A 16,309-nucleotide genomic window follows, 5' to 3' on the forward strand; every position below is an offset into this window, starting at 1 on the left:
TGCCGAGCCTGCGAGGCTGCGTCCGAGGACGAAGTCCTCGCAATCCCGGTGCACACGGTTTGCCTGACAGACCGCGTAGTCAGGATTTACGACTGCTTCGCAGCCGAACGCAGCCTCGCGGGCTCGGCAGCTGCTACACATGCCAATAGTTTAATGGAGTACCAACGATGTCCTCCTCACCCCACCCCACCTGGCCCGGCCCGCACAAAGCCAGCCTGGCCCTGGCCTTCGACCTCGACGGCCCCACCGGCGATGCGATGCTCAACGGCTCGATCTGGCGCAAGCCCGAGTACTTCGGTTTCGGTGGTTACGGCCCGTACCGGGCGTTGCCGCGGATTCTCGATCTGCTCGACGAATTCCGTATCCCGACGACGTTCTTTGTCCCGGCCTGGGTCGTGGAGAACTGGCCGAAACAGTGTCAGGCGATTGTCGAGCGCGGGCATGAGGTGGCTTATCACGGCTACAAACACGAATCTTTCTACGCCCTGACGCTGGAACAGCAAAAGGACGTGATGAAGCTGTCCCGCGAGGTGTTCTGGAAGCACCTGCACATCCGCGCCGAAGGTTTCCGCACGCCGTCCGGCGACTGGCGGGCCGAAACCCCGGCGATGCTGGTGGAGGCCGGCGTGACTTACTCCAGCAGCATGCGCGGCGATGACCGGCCGTACCTGGTCAATGTGCCGGGCCATGCCACGCCGCTGGTGGAAATCCCCGGCCGCTGGGAAATGGACGACTACGCCTCCATCGCCTACACACGGGCCCCGGACTTCCCGTCCGGGCTGGACCGCACCGCCAGCTACGCACTGACCCTGGACAACTGGTGCCGCGAATACGACGGCGCCATGGATGAAGGGCTGTGCCTGACCACCCTGTTCCACCCCAAGATCACCGGCAAACCAGGGCGCATCCTGCTGCTGGAAAAACTCTTTGAACACATGCGCCAACGCGACGACGTGTGGTTCGCCACCTGCCGCGATGTCGCCCAGTGGTGGCTGAAGGAGCATCACCATGGCTGATTCCACTGTCTGGCCCAAGGGCTATCGCTGCGCGGTAGTGCTGACCGTCGATTACAACGACATCCACGGCATCCTCACCCAGGCCCCGGAAGTCGCGGGGCGCGACAAGACCCTGTCGGTCTGGCGCTACGGCACCCAACGCGGCGTCGAGCGTTTGCTCGCTTTGTTCAAGGAGCTCGGTGTTTCCAGCAGCTGGTTCGTACCCGGTATCGTCGCCGAGGAAAACCCCGAGCATATTCGTGCGATCCAGGCGGGCGGGCATGAGATTGCCTGCGCCGGATATCGCCATCAGAACTACGACAACCTCGACCTCGCCGCGCAGAGCGCCGACATCGCCAAAGGATGCGCGGCGTTGACAACGCTGACCGGCCAGCGTCCCACCGGTTTGCGCATCCCCGCCGGCAACGGTGCGCCAGGCTTAATCGAGGCGTTGAGGGATCAAGGCATTCGCTGGTCGTCGTCCTGGCGTGGTGATGATTTGCCGTTCGCTCACCCGACCGCGCCCGACGTGATCGAGTTGCCCCTGCATTACGAGCTGGAGGACGAACCCTACTTCGCCTTCAATCTCAGCCCGGCGGTGCCGCCGGCGCAATCGCGGATCGCTTCCTACAGCCACACCCTGGGCAATCTGCAAATGGACTTCGCCGGGTTTCATCGCTTCGGCCTGTGCTACGTGCTGCGCCTGCACCCGGAGATCATCGCCACGCCGGGACGGATTGGTGTGTTGCGTGAATTGCTTGAGGGGATTATGCAGCACGATGACGTGTGGATCGCCACAGGTACCGAGGTCGCCCAGTGGTGGGGCGAGTCGGCTGTGCCAGTGACCGAGGATCATCCGGCCTCAGTGTATGAGCGGCATTATCGGGATTATCTGTTATGACCGAGCGCATGCAACGACTGGCGAAATTTTGCGTGGATACTCGGTTCGAGGACCTTCCGCCCGCACTGGTGGAACAGGCCAAGCGTCACATCCTCGATACTTTCGGCGCGACCCTCGCCGGGGCAGACAGCGAAGTAGCGAAAACGGCACAGCAGGTATTCGCAGACGAAACGGGCGACACCTTGGTCTGGAGCACTCGCCAGCGGGTCGGCGCCGCTCAGGCAGCCATGCTCAACGGCATTGCCGCCCATGCCCTGGAACTGGACGACACCGGTGGCTGCGACCACTCCGGCGCCGTAGTGCTGCCGGCGGTCATGGCGGCGGTGTCGATGGCCGGGCAACCGGTGAGCGGCCGCGAGTTCATCACCGCCGTGGTGATCGGTTACGAAGTCGGGCGCCGGGTACTCGAAGCCTGCGGCGGTTACTCAGCCCATAACGGCGCTGGCTGGCACTCCACGGCGACCTGCGGGGTGTTCGGCGCGGCGGCGGCCAGTGCGCGCATCCTGGGCCTGGATGCACGGAAAACCCTGTCGGCACTGGGCATTGCCGGCAGCTTCAGCGGTGGCCTGTGGGCGTTCATCCACGACGGTTCGCAGAGCAAAAAACTGCACACCGGGCGCGCCGCCGAAGGTGGAATACTGGCGGCGCGATTTGCCCGACAGGGCATCAGCGGACCGACACAGTTGTTCGAGGATGTCTGGGGCGGTTTTCTGAAAACGCTCGCCACAGCCAACTCAACGCCCGCAGCGCTGGATGCCGATCTCGGCGTGGTGTGGAAGCTCGCCCGCTGTTCGATCAAGCCTTACGCCTCTTGTCGCGGCACCCACTCGGCTATCGATGCGTTGGGGCTTTTGCTCGACCAATTGAATGTGCCGGTCGATCAGGTCGAGGATGTGCAGGTTTCGCTGTGCAGTTTTCTTAAGGACATGTGCGGTGGTCAGGACGTCAGCACCCTCGCGGCAGCACAGATGAGCTTGCCCTATGCGCTGGCTTCGCGACTGGTGCTGGGTCATTGCCGGTTGCAGGCCTATGACGATGTACAACGCAGCGATCCGCGGATTACCCATTGGCTGTCGCGCATTCACCTGGAAGTGGACCCGCAACTGTCCGAGGATGGCGAGCCCGTGGTGACACTGCGGACCGTGGACGGTCGGCAAGCGAGCCTGTGCGTTGAAGTGCCATTGGGCGCGCCGGGAAATCCGCTGAGTGATGCGGCGCTGGAGGAGAAGTTTTTCAGTTTGGCGATGCGGGTCATGTCCCGGGAGCGGGTTGAGGAACTGCTCGGGCAGTTGTGGCGGATTGAAGAACTGGAATCGGTTCGTACTCTGGATCGGTGGTTGACTTGAGTATTGCGTTACTTGTGCCGGCCTCTTCGCGAGCAAGCCCGCTCCCACAGGTACTGCGGTGCTTTTGCGGCGAACACCAACAATCTGAATAAGGACATTTGCACCACCGTGGCCACTTACTCGCTCGTTATCCGCCGCTTGATGATCGTTTCACTGACCATCGTGGTCAGCCGCGCCATTACCAGTCCGTTGCTCACGCTGTTCCTGAGCAACAAGCTGGGCCTCAACCAACAGGACGTAGGCTTGCTGCTCGGTATCGCGGTGTTCATCGCCACCCTGCTCGCTCTTTACGGCGGTTATGTCATCGACCGCCTGGAAAAGCGCCGGCTGCTGATCCTGGCGATGCTCTCCAGCGCTATCGGCTTCGTGCTGCTGACCTTTGCCAAAAACCTCTACCTGACCACCGCTACCCTGGTGATCACCGAGACCGCATCAGCGCTGTTCCTCATCGGCTCCAAAGCGATCCTCAGCGAAAACCTGCCCATGGGCCAGCGGGCCAAGGCGTTTTCCTTGCGCTACACGCTGACCAACATCGGCTATGCCACAGGCCCCATGCTCGGCGTGGTGATTGCCGGGGTCTATCCGATTGCACCGTTCCTGATTGCCGGTGGCATCGCATTCTTCAGCATCTTCCTGATGATAGGCATTCCCAGGGATTCGGCGCAGACACCCGCCATTGGGCAACCCCAGAGTTTCCTAAAGACCCTGGTCACCCTGAAAAACGACCGCACCCTGATCATGTTCACTTGCGGCTGTCTGCTCAGCACCGTGGTGCACGGGCGTTACACCCTCTACTTGTCGCAATACCTGCTGGTGACCCACGATTCCAAACGCGCCCTGGAAATCATGGCCGCCCTGCTCGCCTGCAACGCCATCAGCGTGATCCTGCTGCAGTACCAGATCGGCCGGTTCCTCAATCGCGAGAAGCTGCGCTACTGGATTGTCGCGGGCACCAGCCTGTTCATCCTTGGCCTGATCGGCTTCAGCCTGGCCAACAGCATGGTGAGTTGGTGCGTGGCGATGTTCATCTTCACCCTCGGTGAAATGATCATTTACCCGGCCGAATTCCTCTTCGTCGACACCCTGGCCCCGGAAGAGCTGCGCGGCAGTTACTACGGCGCCCAGAACCTGGCGGCCCTCGGTGGCGCCCTGAGTCCGGTGATTTGTGGCTTTCTATTGATGCACACCCCCGCGCCCACGATGTTCTATGCCTTGAGCGCACTGACCGCGATGGGTGGATTACTGTGCTTCATGAGCGGTCGTCGGGTGGCGATAGTGCAAAAATAACGCACTGAAAGTGAGTTTCGGCACCGCCCTACCCCCACAGAAAGTGCGATGCCGAGAATCAAGTAGCCACTACTCAATCAGTTGATCAATCAGAACCGCGTTGGTATAGATCAGGCTGCCATCGCTCGCACGGTGCCCGACCAGGTGAAACTGACCGCGTTCGTGGTGCAAATAGACACGCATCTGACAGTCAGACAAGGGCGCGTATCCCTCGGGCATGATCAAATCCATCGAGTCCATATCGACATCGACCATGGCTTCACGCTCGTGGGAATTCTGCAAGCGCTCTTCGGCCTCCTCCAGACGCACATGCAGAGGGCCATCGACGTAAAAATGGATTTCCCCAATCGGGGTGGACTTTTGGTCGGGGTTGGGTTTGCACCAGCCCTCGATCGTCAGGGCACTCATGACGAAACCTCCAATTTGGATTGCTGGACTCTGTCGCTATCGTCGCTTCTCAATGCCATCAATTATCTGACTACCAGGCATAGGCAGGGTTCGTCTTTCAGGCCGCATCTGGGCGATCACTGCCGTCCGTAATCTGAAATTGAGTATAGCTGGCAACCGTGCCTCGCTTGCCGACCTCACGGTACAGCCCGATGGCTCTATACTTCTCACTGACTTTGCCACCGGGATGGGTGGCAATTGTCTGCCCTGCTTGGACGTCAGTGGCGATGCTTTGGCATAACCAATGAGTAACAGGAACAGGATGAGAGAACATGGCAATAGCAATTATCTTGATACTAATCGTTATTGCATCAGTACTCTTCCACCTACTAGCGCCTTGGCATGCGGCACCGGCTGCTTCCAACTGGGGGTCTATAGACACCACCCTGTTCATCACCCTGATCATTAGCGGAATATTTTTCATTGCCATCACCGTATTTATGGCGATAGCGGTGATGCGGTTTCGTCACAAAGAGGGTTCCAGAGCGGCCTACCAGCCAGAAAACAAAAAACTGGAATTATGGTTAATTATCGTTACCTCGGTAGGTATTGCCGGGATGTTGGCGCCAGGTCTGGTTGTTTACAACGATTTCATCCGGGTGCCGAAAAATGCTTACGAACTTGAAGTGGTCGCCCAGCAATGGCAGTGGGCCTTTCGTTTTCCCGGCCAAGACGGAAAGCTGGGCAAATCGGATATCAAGTTTGTTGATTCCACCAATCCCCTCGGTCTTGATCCCAAGGATCCTGTCGGGCAGGACGATGTGCTTGTTATCAATAATGAAGTTCATCTGCCGCTCGATCGGCCGGTGAAAGTTTTACTGCGCGCTAAAGACGTTCTGCACGATTTCTATGTACCGCAAATTCGCAGCAAGATGGATATGGTGCCAGGGATGGTGTCGTACTTTTGGTTTACGCCGACTAAAACCGGAAAATATGAAACCCTTTGCGCTGAATATTGTGGTGTAGGTCATTACAACATGCGCGGCCATATGATCGTGGAAGAACAGGACGTCTTCGATCAATGGCTAAAAGGCCAGCCTACTTTTGCGCAAACATTAGCGACAGCTGCCAGGCCCAGTCGAGACAGCGTGCTGGAAAAAGGCCGCCAGTTGGTCGAACAGCACGGCTGCAAGGCCTGCCATAGCCAGGATGGCAGCGCCAGTCTCGGCCCGGGATGGAAGGGCCTGTACGGCCGCACTGAACAGCTCGCCGATGGCACCAGCGTGCAGGTCGACGAGGCCTACCTGAAAGAGTCGATTCTCGATCCGAAGGCCCGATTGGTACAGGGCTACCCGCCGGTTATGGTGGCCTATACTCTCAATGACGATGAACTGGGTGCTCTCGTCGCCTTGATCAAATCACTGGGTGCTGCGCGGCAGGACGATGAACTTTCTACGAGCGAAGCGTCGGGCCCTGGTGAAGATTTGTCGGCGCAGGGACAGCGACTGGCCGGGTCGCTTGGCTGCCTGGCCTGCCACAGTGTTGATGGCAGCAAGAGCGTCGGCCCCAGCTGGCAGGGCCTGTATGGCAAGACTGAAACCCTTGCCGACGATACGAGCGTAAAGGTTGATGAGGGCTATATAAAAGAGTCGGTCCTTAATCCCAATGCCAAAATCGTCAAGGGCTATGCAGCCGTCATGCCGACCCTTGCTCCGAATGAAAAGGACTTGAACGCATTGATCGCTTTTATCAAGTCCAAAGCGAATACCGACGTTGATGCGAGCAAGAAGGAGTCAGGAAAGGAGCCGTAAGCAGCCAGGAGTCCACCGAAACTTCAGCAGGAGGATGACGTGATGGCCTATGCGGAGCAAGCCGAAACAGAAGCACTGCACGAGCCGAAAAGTTTCCTGACCAAATATATCTGGAGTCAGGACCACAAGGTCATAGCCATTCAATATTCATTGACGGCTCTGTTCGTGGGGCTTATCGCCGTGGTGTTGTCCGACTTGATGCGCATGCAGATAGGCTTCCCCGGCAGTTTGGCGTTCATGGATGCCAGTACTTACTATCAGGCGATGACCATGCACGGCATGATCATGGTCATTTACTTGCTGACGGCCTTGTTTCTGGGTGGCTTCGGCAACTATCTGATCCCGTTGATGGTGGGCGCCCGCGACATGGTCTTCCCCTATGTCAACATGCTCAGCTACTGGTTCTACCTGGTGGCGGTAGTGGTGTTACTTGCCAGTTTCTTTGTCCCTGGCGGCCCCACGGGTTCAGGCTGGACGCTCTACCCGCCACAGTCCATTGCCCGGGGAACACCGGGGGTCGAGTGGGGCATTGTGCTGATGCTCGTCTCACTGGCGATTTTCATTGTCGCCGCCACCATGGGCGGGTTGAACTACGTCACCACCGTGTTGCAGGCGCGCACGCACGGCATGACATTGTTTCGCATGCCGCTCTCGGTATGGGGAATCTTCATGGCCTCGATCATGGCCTTGCTGGCCTTCCCGGCGTTGTTTGTCAGCGCGGTCATGATGCTGTTTGACAAGCTCTTGGGCACCAGCTTCTTTATGCCGGCGATGATCTCGCTGGGGCAGCAGCTCGATCACCAGGGCGGCAGCCCGATATTGTTCCAGCACCTGTTCTGGTTCTTCGGCCACCCGGAGGTCTACATCGTTGCGCTTCCTGCGTTTGGTCTGGTCTCCGACTTGATCAGCACCCATGCGCGTAAAAACATCTTCGGTTACCGAATGATGGTGTGGGCCATTATTGCGATTGGCGTACTCAGTTTTGTGGTCTGGGCGCACCACATGTATGTCAGCGGAATGAACCCGTATTTTGGCTTTTTTTTCGCCATCAGCACCTTGATCATCGCGGTGCCGACCGCACTGAAAGTCTACAACTGGGTGCTGACCCTGTGGCGGGGTGACATCCATCTGACCGTGCCTATGCTGTTTGCCCTGGCCTTTATCGTCACCTTCCTGGTCGGCGGTCTGACCGGGTTGTTTCTCGGCAATGTAATCGTGGATATTCCGCTATCGGACACCTATTTCGTCGTAGCCCATTTTCATATGGTCATGGGTGTCGCACCGGTACTGGTCGTGTTCGGCGGTATTTATCACTGGTTTCCGAAAGTAACCGGGCGCATGACGAACGACATCCTGGGCAAGCTGCATTTCTGGATTACCTTTCTGGGCACTTACGCCATCTTCTTCCCCATGCACTACCTGGGTTTCCAGGGCATGCCACGGCGCTACTACGCCTATGAAAACTACGCGTTCATCCCGCAGTCGGCGCAAGAGTTGAATGCCTTCATTACGGTGGTCGCATTGACCGTCGGCGTTTCCCAGTTGCTGTTTGTGTTCAACCTGGCCTGGAGTGCGTTTAAAGGCAAACCCGCAGGCAGTAATCCCTGGGGCGCGGCCAGCCTGGAATGGCAAACGCCGAACACCCCGCCGGTACACGGTAACTGGGGAGCGAAGCTGCCGGTGGTGCATCGCTGGGCCTATGACTACAGCGTGCCAGGGATAGAACAGGATTTCGTTCCGCAAACGGTCTCCGCCGAGGAACTGGAGCAAATGCGGCAACTTGGTGCCGGAACCCGGATAGCGGACGTTAAAACATGAACAGACTGCTATTGAAAAACGCCGACGGCTCTGACCCCGGTGGCAGTTGGAGTCGCGATCCTGAAGGTATTCAGGCCACCGCTGATAGAAACCAGACTGCAAGAATAGGCCTGCGCCTGTTTCTGGCTGTGGTGAGCTCGTTGTTCCTTCTCTTCCTGCTCGCCTTTATCGCCCGCTCGCAAATGGCCGACTGGCTACCCCTGACAGAACCCTTGGCGCCGCTGGCCAATCCATGGCCCTTGTGGCTGAATTCGGCTTTTCTGGTGTGCAGTTGCATCGCACTGCAGTGGTCGCGCATGGCTGCCCGAAAGGATCGACTGGACGCAACGGTCATTGGTTTTGCATTGGGGGGCGTATTCGCAATTGCCTTTCTGGCGGGGCAACTCTGGGTCTGGCAGCGGTTTGTCGCCTGGGGTTACTTTGTCGCCAGCAATCCGGCCAACAGTTTCTTTTACCTGTTGACCGGTGTGCACGGGTTCCACCTGCTGGGCGGGTTGATTGCCTGGGGCAGAACCGTCGCCAAACTCCTGCGTCACGTGCCGTTGCCGCAACTCAGCGCCAGCGTAGAACTCTGTGCCATCTATTGGCATTACCTGTTGGGTCTTTGGTTCGTGCTGTTCGCGCTGCTGACCAGCACGCCGCAAACCTATGAATCCATCGCCAGACTCTGCGGCCTGAGGTGAAAAGCCATGGCATCGCACCCACAAGCCCCCAGCGAGTCCAGTTCATCCAATCCACCAGGCTTGCCACCTGCCCCGGGATGGCAGGGCATCGCCAGCGACTGGGCCTCTGATAAGGAGGCTTTCAAGCAGGTCCCCTGGGGCAAGGCGATGATGTGGATATTCCTGCTCAGCGATACGTTTATATTCACCTGTTTTTTAACCGGCTACATGTCGGTACGCATGACCATCACCACCGCCTGGCCGAACCCCAGCGAAGTGTTCGCCCTGACGATCGGCGGCAGGGAAATCCCGCTTATTCTGATCGCCATCATGACCTTTGTGCTGATCAGCAGCAGCGGCACCATGGCCATGGCCGTCAACTTCGCCTATCGCCGTGATCGCGCGAAAACCACAGCCCTGATGCTGGCGACCGCTGCCTTGGGTGTGACCTTCGTCAGCATGCAGGCATTTGAATGGACCAAGCTCATAGGCGAAGGAGTACGTCCCTGGGGAAACCCCATGGGGGCGGCGCAATTTGGTGCCACCTTTTTCATGATTACCGGTTTTCACGGGCTGCACGTGTCAATTGGCGCGATCTACCTCAGCATTGTGGCGATGAAAGTAATGCGGGGAGATTATGAGCGCTCCGGAAACTACCAGAACGTCGAGATTGCCGGGCTTTACTGGCACTTCGTGGATTTGGTGTGGGTGTTTATTTTTGCTTTCTTCTATTTATGGTAGAGGAGCACAGGTGATGGCACATGCTCAGGGCCAGCAACATCCAATCAGTTTGTACCTTAAAATCTGGGGGCTGTTATTCGTCCTCAGCACGCTGTCGTATCTGGTCGACTACTTCCACTTCCATGGCTACCTTCGTTGGGCCCTGATTATCACTTTCATGTTGTTGAAGGCAGGTCTGATTGTCTCCATCTTCATGCACATGGCCTGGGAACGGTTGGCCATGGTCTACGCCATATTGGTGCCACCATTGTGTTTGCTGGTGCTCGTCGGACTGATGGCCACCGAAGCAGATTATGTTTTCCTCAGCCGGGTCATTTTCTTTGGTCAATAACCTGCTTTGGATGGCCTTGAGTCTCCAGGGACTAACCCGATATCACTCGTTTGAACTGATGCCATTTGTGCTGCCAGGCTACTGTCCAGTGAGGGGCTGCCGCTCCCGTGCCGGCGATTTTCAGCATTGGATGATGTCCGATTACCTGGTCCAGGACCGATTCCTGATTCGGTTCAACATCCACGAAGAAGATATGTTTGCCTTCTTTTACCACCTGACTGAAATTGCGGAAGTGAGTGTTCGGCACCTGGAACCCAAAAAAACCGCCTTCCCAGATGCAAAAGCCCAAAATAACAATGGCAAGGAAGATAAAAGGCATCCAGCCTGCGGCGGATTCGGTCCAGCCCATCCAATAGGCGCCACCCAGAACCAGTGCTGCGAGGGGCAAACCGATCACCGCACCAATCTCACCAGAGTGAACAGCATCTTGTTCCATTAACGAGTTAACTTCGTGGAGGTGATGTTGTTCAACATCAGCAACTTTTTCACTGAGCACATGTATCTGTTCGGAATTGATGCCACTGGCTTCCAGTTCATTTTCAACGGTTTCAAGATCGTTGAGATTGTCACTGATGTAATAGTGTCGATTCATGCCACACCTCCCATACCGTGTTTGCTGTAGACCTCCTCTGTCCGGCAGCCGTTAACCGAGATTCGCAGTCGATATCTGTACCATGGAGAACGTTGCACACTTGATGCAATCTGAGCGAAGTATAGCACTCGCCAGAATGCGGACCGGTCGGCAACTTGCGACTCCGGTAGTGTCATGAGATCGATCGGAAGGTGCGCTATTTGATCTGCACAATGACCGGACCTTCCGTTACGATCGGCGGGTTCGCATGAATGTTCGAGGCATTTTTCTGAATCCAGTCGCGCGCCACTTTCAAGCTCGCATCGCTGCCGGCCTTGTCTGTGCAAACAGTCACCGACGTACCGCCATCACCAGTATTCAGCAGTGTGTAGCTTACAAGGCCAGGCACTGTCCGCAGGGCAGCCTCAACATCGGCCTGGCGCTTCTCTAAAAGCTCGAAAAGCTGCTTTGCACCAGCACCCAAGTAGACTCTTATAACTGCATACATAGTCGTCTCCTTTAGGAGTACCGTCTTGATGCCAATCCAGATCCGCTGATGACCGCTATCACTCAGGTTTCAGTTCGCCCTGATTTCTTAAGCTTAGCCAAACGCTGGCGACAAGCGAAATGCAACGACCACCGGCCACTCTTGGCCCAGAGTGTGTAGAACGCCTATGCGCCCCTTAGGCGTTCAGCAGAAAGCAAAACGGTGTCTGCACCGAACGCTGCCCTACTCGACAGGCAGTCACAGCCAAAGCGAACCATCGGCGGCCCGGTGTCGCTTGGGAGTCTTCAAAATGATGCCGTAGCAATGGCATCTCTCGTCAGTAGCCAGCGCAGACACGTACCCGCCGGTAAAGTCCCCTCTGGCAAGCGCGATAAGTAGCTAGCTATTTGTTATTGAAAGTATGAAGTATTCATTTGAACTTTCAGATTCTTTCAGTGCGCGGCCTGTGCCTAACATCGACTCCACAGCGAACCAGCCTCTTAGTAGCCTGGCGCCGTCGAAGTGCGTTTGCAGTAGACCCCGGGACTTTTGAGGATTACCGATGAAGCTGGAAATTTTCCGCACGCTGTGGGGTTACACCGCCAGCAAGGCTCAGGCGCTCGAGGAGTTGCTGCACGCGGGCTTCGATGGCATGGAAGCACGCCTGCCACTGGACGCCCGTGAACGGGCTGAGTTCGGCGCCTTTCTCCAGGCCAATCGCCTGGGCTATATCAGCACAGTCTTCACCGCGTACGACGTGCTGCCGGACCAGTCGGCGAGCCCTGCCGTCCACCTCAATGACCTCGACCAGAAACTCGCCTGGGCCGCTGAACTCGGCCCACGCTTCGTCAACGTGCTGGCGGGTAATGACCGCTGGTCCTTGCCACAACAAGTGGAGTTCTTCGGTCAGGCACTGGAACTGGCACGCAAGCACGGCCAGGTCTGCAGTTTCGAAACGCACCGCTCGCGCTCGCTGTTCAACCCCTGGGTGACCCTGGAATTGATCCGGCAACTGCCCGATCTGTTGTTCACCAGTGACATCAGCCATTGGGTCGTGACCTGCGAGCGTCTGTTGAATGACCCGGCCGATGACCTGAGCGCTTTCATCGAGCGGGTTCACCATATCCAGGCCCGGGTTGGTTATGACCAGGGACCGCAGGTTCCGCACCCGGCGGCTCCCGAGTATGCAAAGGAACTGGCTTTCCATCAGCAGCACTGGGAAAGCATCTGGCGCTCGCAGCAAGCCCGCGGTTACCAGGTCAGCACCCTGACTCCGGAATTCGGCGCCGACGGCTACTTGCATCATTTGCCCTTCACCAATGTCCCGGTCGCCGACCTGTGGTCATTGAACGTGTGGATGGGCCAGACCGAGCGCGAACACTTCGAGCGTTTCCACCACTCAAGCCATCCTTAGGGAGCCGACGCGTCATGCCTGACAATAAAAACAACAGCGCCAGCACTGACACACACAAAGCCAACTTCAACAGCATCCCGGTGGTCAACATCGCCGGTCTGTTCAGCTTTGAACTGGAACACCGCCTGGCCGTGGCCGAACAATTGGGGCGCGCCGCCAGCGAAGTCGGGTTCCTCTATATCACCGATCACGGTATCGACCCGCAGCTGATCGCCAACCTGCGCAAGGCGGCCAAGGACTTTTTCGACCAGCCCCTCGACACCAAGATGCGCCACTACATCGGCACCTCGCAAACCCACAAGGGCTTTGTGCCCGAAGGCGAAGAGGTCTATTCCAAGGGCAAGCCGGACCACAAGGAAGCCTTCGACATCGGCTTCGAAGTCCCGGCAGATGACCCACTGGTGCTGGCCAACACCCCATTGCTGGGGCCTAACGACTGGCCGCAGCTGGCAGGCTTCAAGGCATCGGTGCAGGCCTACTACGAAGCGATCTTCGCCTTGGGCCGGCGCCTGTTCGGCGGCTTCGCCCTGACCCTGGGCCTGGAAGAAAACTATTTCGACAGCCTGGTCACCCGCCCGCCGTCCAAGCTGCGCCTGATCCACTACCCCTACGACGGTGCCGCCCATGACGCTCCGGGTCTTGGCGCCCATACTGATTACGAGTGCTTCACCATCCTCCTGGCCGACAAACCAGGCCTTGAGGTGATGAACAATCTTGGCCAATGGATCGATGCACCACCGATGGCCGACGCCTTTGTGGTCAACATCGGCGACATGCTGGAAGTGATGACGGCAGGCGCATTCGTTGCCACTGCGCACCGGGTGCGCAGCGTGAAGGAGGAGCGTTATTCCTTCCCGCTGTTTTATGCCTGTGACTACCACACCCAGATCAAACCGCTACCCGGGTTCGCCCAGGCAGGCAGCGACTACGAAGAGATCACGATCGGCGAACACATGTATGGCCAAGCGCTGCAGACCTATCAGTATCTGCGCCAGAGGGTGGCCAACGGGGAAGTTCAACTGCCAGGCAAGGCACGCAAGCCCGCCAGTTTCGGACATTTGAAAAATCAGGCCCAACCGTCCTGATTGACGTTTTCAGCTAAACCCCCTACCTACGCCGGAGTCAGTAAATGATGAAAAACAATAAAAAAACCCTCTTGAGCCTGGCTGTATTGGCAGCCGGCATGTTCGGCGCCTCGGTGAGCATGGCCGCGGTAGACACGTTCAAGGTCGGCATGGAAATCACCTACCCGCCTTTCGAGTCCTATGACAAGGACAAAAACGTGGTGGGTTCGGACCCCGAACTGGCAACGGCACTGGCCAAACACATGAGCGCCAAGGTCGAGTTCGTCGACACCAAGTTCCCGAGCCTGATCCTGGGCCTGAACTCCGGCAAGTACGACGCGGTCATTTCCGGCATGTACATCACGCCGGAGCGCCAGACTCAAGCCCAGACCATCGCCTATGCCAACACCGGCGCCGCGGTCATGGTGCCCCAGGGCAGCGAGATCAATGCGAAAAAGCCTGAAGACCTGTGCGGCTTGAAACTGGGCCTGGAACAGGGCACGACCTGGGTCAAGGAATTCCGCAAGCTGTCCGATGAATACTGCGTGCCGAACAATAAAGGCGCCATCACCGTCAGCGAATACCCCTCGGCGCCCGAAGTGACTCAGGCCCTGTTGTCCAAGAACATTCAGGCCCAGGTTGAAATCGCTGGCGCGGCAAAAATGATCGCGGAAAAGACCAATGGCCGGGTGGTGATCACCACCGAGCATCCGATTTATCAGCAAACCCTGGGCATTTTCGTCAAGAAAGGTAACGACGAAACCTACCAGGCCGTGCAAAAGGCCTTCGAGGAGACGAAAAAGAGCGGAGAATATGCCGCAATCCTCAAGAAATATGGCTTGGAAGAACCGACTGCCAACTAAGAACCTGCCCTTGTAGTCTGGTCATCTGCCTCCCCTGCACCGGGGCGGCAGATCGAGGTGTCCCATGCAATTCGATTGGTCGTATTTCTTCTCCCTGTTTTCCCTGCCGGACTTCTGGAATGCCTGCGTCACGGTGATCCAGCTCAGTGCCCTGGCCTGGTTCATCGGCATGCTGCTGGGTTTTGTCCTGGCCACCGCCAAGCTGTCCCAATCGCCCTTGCTGCGCATTCCCGCAGCGGTCTACATCTGGTTCTTCCGCAGCATCCCGTTGCTGGTGCTGGTGGTCTTCGTCTACAACCTGCCGCAATTGTTTCCCGGTAGCGGACCGATTCTGTCCAACCCCTTCTACGCAGGGTTGCTGGCCCTGGTGGTCACCGAAGCGGCGTACATGGCGGAAATCCATCGGGGTGGCTTGATCTCTGTAGCCAAGGGCCAGAAGGAAGCCGGGCGCGCACTGGGTGTCGGCCTGTTCGGCATGCAACGCTTGATCGTGATCCCCCAGGCTTTCCGTATTTCGCTGCCCACTTTGATCAACGAATACATCACGGTGGTCAAGCTGACATCGCTGGTCTCGGTTATCTCCCTGACCGAAATCCTCACGGTCGGCCAACGCCTCTATGCCACTAACTTCCTGGTCATGGAAACCCTGGCTGCGGTAGGCGTCTACTACGTGTTGATCGTCACCGTGTTCGGCTATTTCCTGCAGCGTCTGGAGCGCTACCTGGACCTGAACTTCCGCAAGCCGCACACACTCGACGCAGCCACCATCGCCAAGTTCAAGGCCAGTGCCGAAGCGTTGCCGGACATTGCGCGCAAAGCCGCAGGCAACAACAAAACGCCCATCCTGCAACTGAAGAACATCCAGAAGAGCTACGGCACGCACAAAGTGCTGCTGGGTATCGACCTGAATGTCGAATACGGCCAGGTAGTCTCGATCATCGGCCCATCCGGCTCCGGCAAAACTTCGCTGATCCGCACAGTCAATGGCCTGGAAAGCATCGATACGGGCGACATTCTGTTGTTCGGCGAAAAATTCATCGAAGCGTCGGACAAACCCAACAGCTCCCGCCTGCGCAAAGGCGTGCGGCACATCGGCATGGTGTTCCAGAACTTCAACCTGTTCCCGCACCGCACCATTCTCGATAACGTCACTCTGGCGCCGCGTTACCATGGCCAGCCGGGCGAACTGAGTGAACATCGTGCTTATGCGCTACTGGACAAGGTCGGCCTGCTGGCCCATGCCCACAAGTACCCGCACCAGCTCTCCGGCGGGCAGCAACAACGTGTGGCAATCGCTCGAGCCCTGGCGATGGAGCCGCAGATCATGCTGTTCGACGAGCCGACCTCGGCCCTCGACCCGGAACTGGTCAACGACGTGCTGAACGTGATCCGCGATTTGGCCAAGGAAGGCATGACCATGCTGATCGTGACCCACGAAATGGACTTCGCCATGTCGATATCCGACAGGGTCGTATTCATGGAGAACGGTAATATTCAACTGGATGCGGCACCTGAAACCATACGATGCGATGCCGAAGGGGAAAGAGTGCGGCGCTTTATGGGTATCAGTACCCGATCGCCAAACCTGTCTGCAGCGGTGGATCACGCATGAACAGGCAAGCGTTTTACAT

At 57.6% G+C, this 16,309-nt stretch carries 16 protein-coding genes; 13 read left to right on the top strand and 3 right to left on the bottom strand.

Annotated elements, in window-relative coordinates; translation table 11 throughout:
• The first annotated feature begins 167 nt into the window (after positions 1 to 167).
• The 4 genes from PMI28_RS11500 (at position 168) to PMI28_RS11485 (ending at position 4,529) form a co-directional block, all read left to right on the top strand.
• Entirely contained in the window at positions 168 to 1,016 is an 849-nt protein-coding gene (locus PMI28_RS11500; RefSeq protein WP_007988229.1) for a polysaccharide deacetylase family protein, read from the top strand.
• Complete coding sequence (locus PMI28_RS11495; protein ID WP_007988231.1) at positions 1,009 to 1,896, top strand: polysaccharide deacetylase family protein; 888 nt, start codon at positions 1,009 to 1,011, stop codon at positions 1,894 to 1,896. The genes PMI28_RS11500 and PMI28_RS11495 overlap by 8 nt, the downstream gene beginning before the upstream one ends.
• Positions 1,893 to 3,242, top strand: coding sequence for an MmgE/PrpD family protein (locus PMI28_RS11490; RefSeq protein WP_007988233.1), 1,350 nt, complete (start codon positions 1,893 to 1,895; stop codon positions 3,240 to 3,242). Before PMI28_RS11495 ends, PMI28_RS11490 begins: the two co-directional genes overlap by 4 nt.
• Positions 3,243 to 3,350: 108 nt before the next feature.
• Positions 3,351 to 4,529 carry an MFS transporter gene (locus tag PMI28_RS11485; RefSeq protein ID WP_033063435.1) on the top strand — a complete coding sequence of 393 codons (1,179 nt, stop codon included), beginning with the start codon at positions 3,351 to 3,353 and terminating at the stop codon, positions 4,527 to 4,529.
• A 69-nt stretch (positions 4,530 to 4,598) separates the two neighbouring features.
• Here PMI28_RS11485 and PMI28_RS11480 read toward each other — a convergent pair whose 3' ends face one another.
• Positions 4,599 to 4,937: a hypothetical protein gene (locus PMI28_RS11480; RefSeq protein ID WP_007988237.1), complete on the bottom strand. Its 339-nt coding sequence runs from the start codon at positions 4,935 to 4,937 to the stop codon at positions 4,599 to 4,601.
• A gap of 311 nt (positions 4,938 to 5,248) precedes the next feature.
• Here PMI28_RS11480 and PMI28_RS11475 point away from each other — a divergent pair, with 311 nt between their 5' ends.
• From PMI28_RS11475 to PMI28_RS11455, 5 genes are read left to right on the top strand one after another with little or no spacing between them, the layout of a single operon-like run.
• Positions 5,249 to 6,727: a cytochrome c oxidase subunit II gene (locus tag PMI28_RS11475; RefSeq protein ID WP_007988239.1), complete on the top strand. Its 1,479-nt coding sequence runs from the start codon at positions 5,249 to 5,251 to the stop codon at positions 6,725 to 6,727.
• A gap of 42 nt (positions 6,728 to 6,769) precedes the next feature.
• Positions 6,770 to 8,545: a cytochrome c oxidase subunit I gene (gene ctaD / locus PMI28_RS11470; protein WP_007988241.1), complete on the top strand. Its 1,776-nt coding sequence runs from the start codon at positions 6,770 to 6,772 to the stop codon at positions 8,543 to 8,545.
• Complete coding sequence (locus PMI28_RS11465; protein WP_007988243.1) at positions 8,542 to 9,228, top strand: cytochrome c oxidase subunit 3; 687 nt, start codon at positions 8,542 to 8,544, stop codon at positions 9,226 to 9,228. The genes ctaD and PMI28_RS11465 overlap by 4 nt, the downstream gene beginning before the upstream one ends.
• Positions 9,229 to 9,234: 6 nt before the next feature.
• Entirely contained in the window at positions 9,235 to 9,948 is a 714-nt protein-coding gene (locus PMI28_RS11460) for a heme-copper oxidase subunit III family protein (protein ID WP_007988245.1), read from the top strand.
• Positions 9,949 to 9,961: 13 nt separating this feature from the next.
• The gene (locus PMI28_RS11455) at positions 9,962 to 10,279 is read left to right on the top strand and encodes a cytochrome C oxidase subunit IV family protein (RefSeq protein ID WP_007988247.1); all 318 of its coding nucleotides are present in this window, start codon (positions 9,962 to 9,964) and stop codon (positions 10,277 to 10,279) included.
• 31 nt (positions 10,280 to 10,310) lie between these two features.
• Here PMI28_RS11455 and PMI28_RS11450 read toward each other — a convergent pair whose 3' ends face one another.
• Both PMI28_RS11450 and PMI28_RS11445 read right to left on the bottom strand, forming a co-directional pair.
• Positions 10,311 to 10,871 (bottom strand): hypothetical protein, encoded by a 561-nt coding sequence (locus tag PMI28_RS11450; RefSeq protein ID WP_007988249.1) that lies wholly within the window; start codon positions 10,869 to 10,871, stop codon positions 10,311 to 10,313.
• A gap of 196 nt (positions 10,872 to 11,067) precedes the next feature.
• Positions 11,068 to 11,358 (bottom strand): hypothetical protein, encoded by a 291-nt coding sequence (locus tag PMI28_RS11445; protein ID WP_007988251.1) that lies wholly within the window; start codon positions 11,356 to 11,358, stop codon positions 11,068 to 11,070.
• Positions 11,359 to 11,899: 541 nt separating this feature from the next.
• On the opposite strand from PMI28_RS11445, the gene PMI28_RS11440 reads away from it, so the two are divergent.
• The 4 genes from PMI28_RS11440 to PMI28_RS11425 all read left to right on the top strand — a co-directional run bounded on the left by PMI28_RS11440 (position 11,900) and on the right by PMI28_RS11425 (position 16,290).
• On the top strand, positions 11,900 to 12,751 hold the full coding sequence (locus PMI28_RS11440; RefSeq protein WP_007988253.1) for a sugar phosphate isomerase/epimerase family protein: 852 nt from the start codon (positions 11,900 to 11,902) through the stop codon (positions 12,749 to 12,751).
• Between the two features lie 14 nt (positions 12,752 to 12,765).
• Entirely contained in the window at positions 12,766 to 13,836 is a 1,071-nt protein-coding gene (locus PMI28_RS11435) for an isopenicillin N synthase family dioxygenase (RefSeq protein WP_007988255.1), read from the top strand.
• A gap of 47 nt (positions 13,837 to 13,883) precedes the next feature.
• The gene (locus PMI28_RS11430) at positions 13,884 to 14,678 is read left to right on the top strand and encodes an ABC transporter substrate-binding protein (protein ID WP_033063436.1); all 795 of its coding nucleotides are present in this window, start codon (positions 13,884 to 13,886) and stop codon (positions 14,676 to 14,678) included.
• A gap of 64 nt (positions 14,679 to 14,742) precedes the next feature.
• The gene (locus PMI28_RS11425; protein ID WP_007988259.1) at positions 14,743 to 16,290 is read left to right on the top strand and encodes an amino acid ABC transporter permease/ATP-binding protein; all 1,548 of its coding nucleotides are present in this window, start codon (positions 14,743 to 14,745) and stop codon (positions 16,288 to 16,290) included.
• Positions 16,291 to 16,309 lie beyond the last annotated feature (19 nt).

It is taken from the genome of Pseudomonas sp. GM48, assembly GCF_000282335.1.
Classification (GTDB): Bacteria; Pseudomonadota; Gammaproteobacteria; order Pseudomonadales; family Pseudomonadaceae; genus Aquipseudomonas.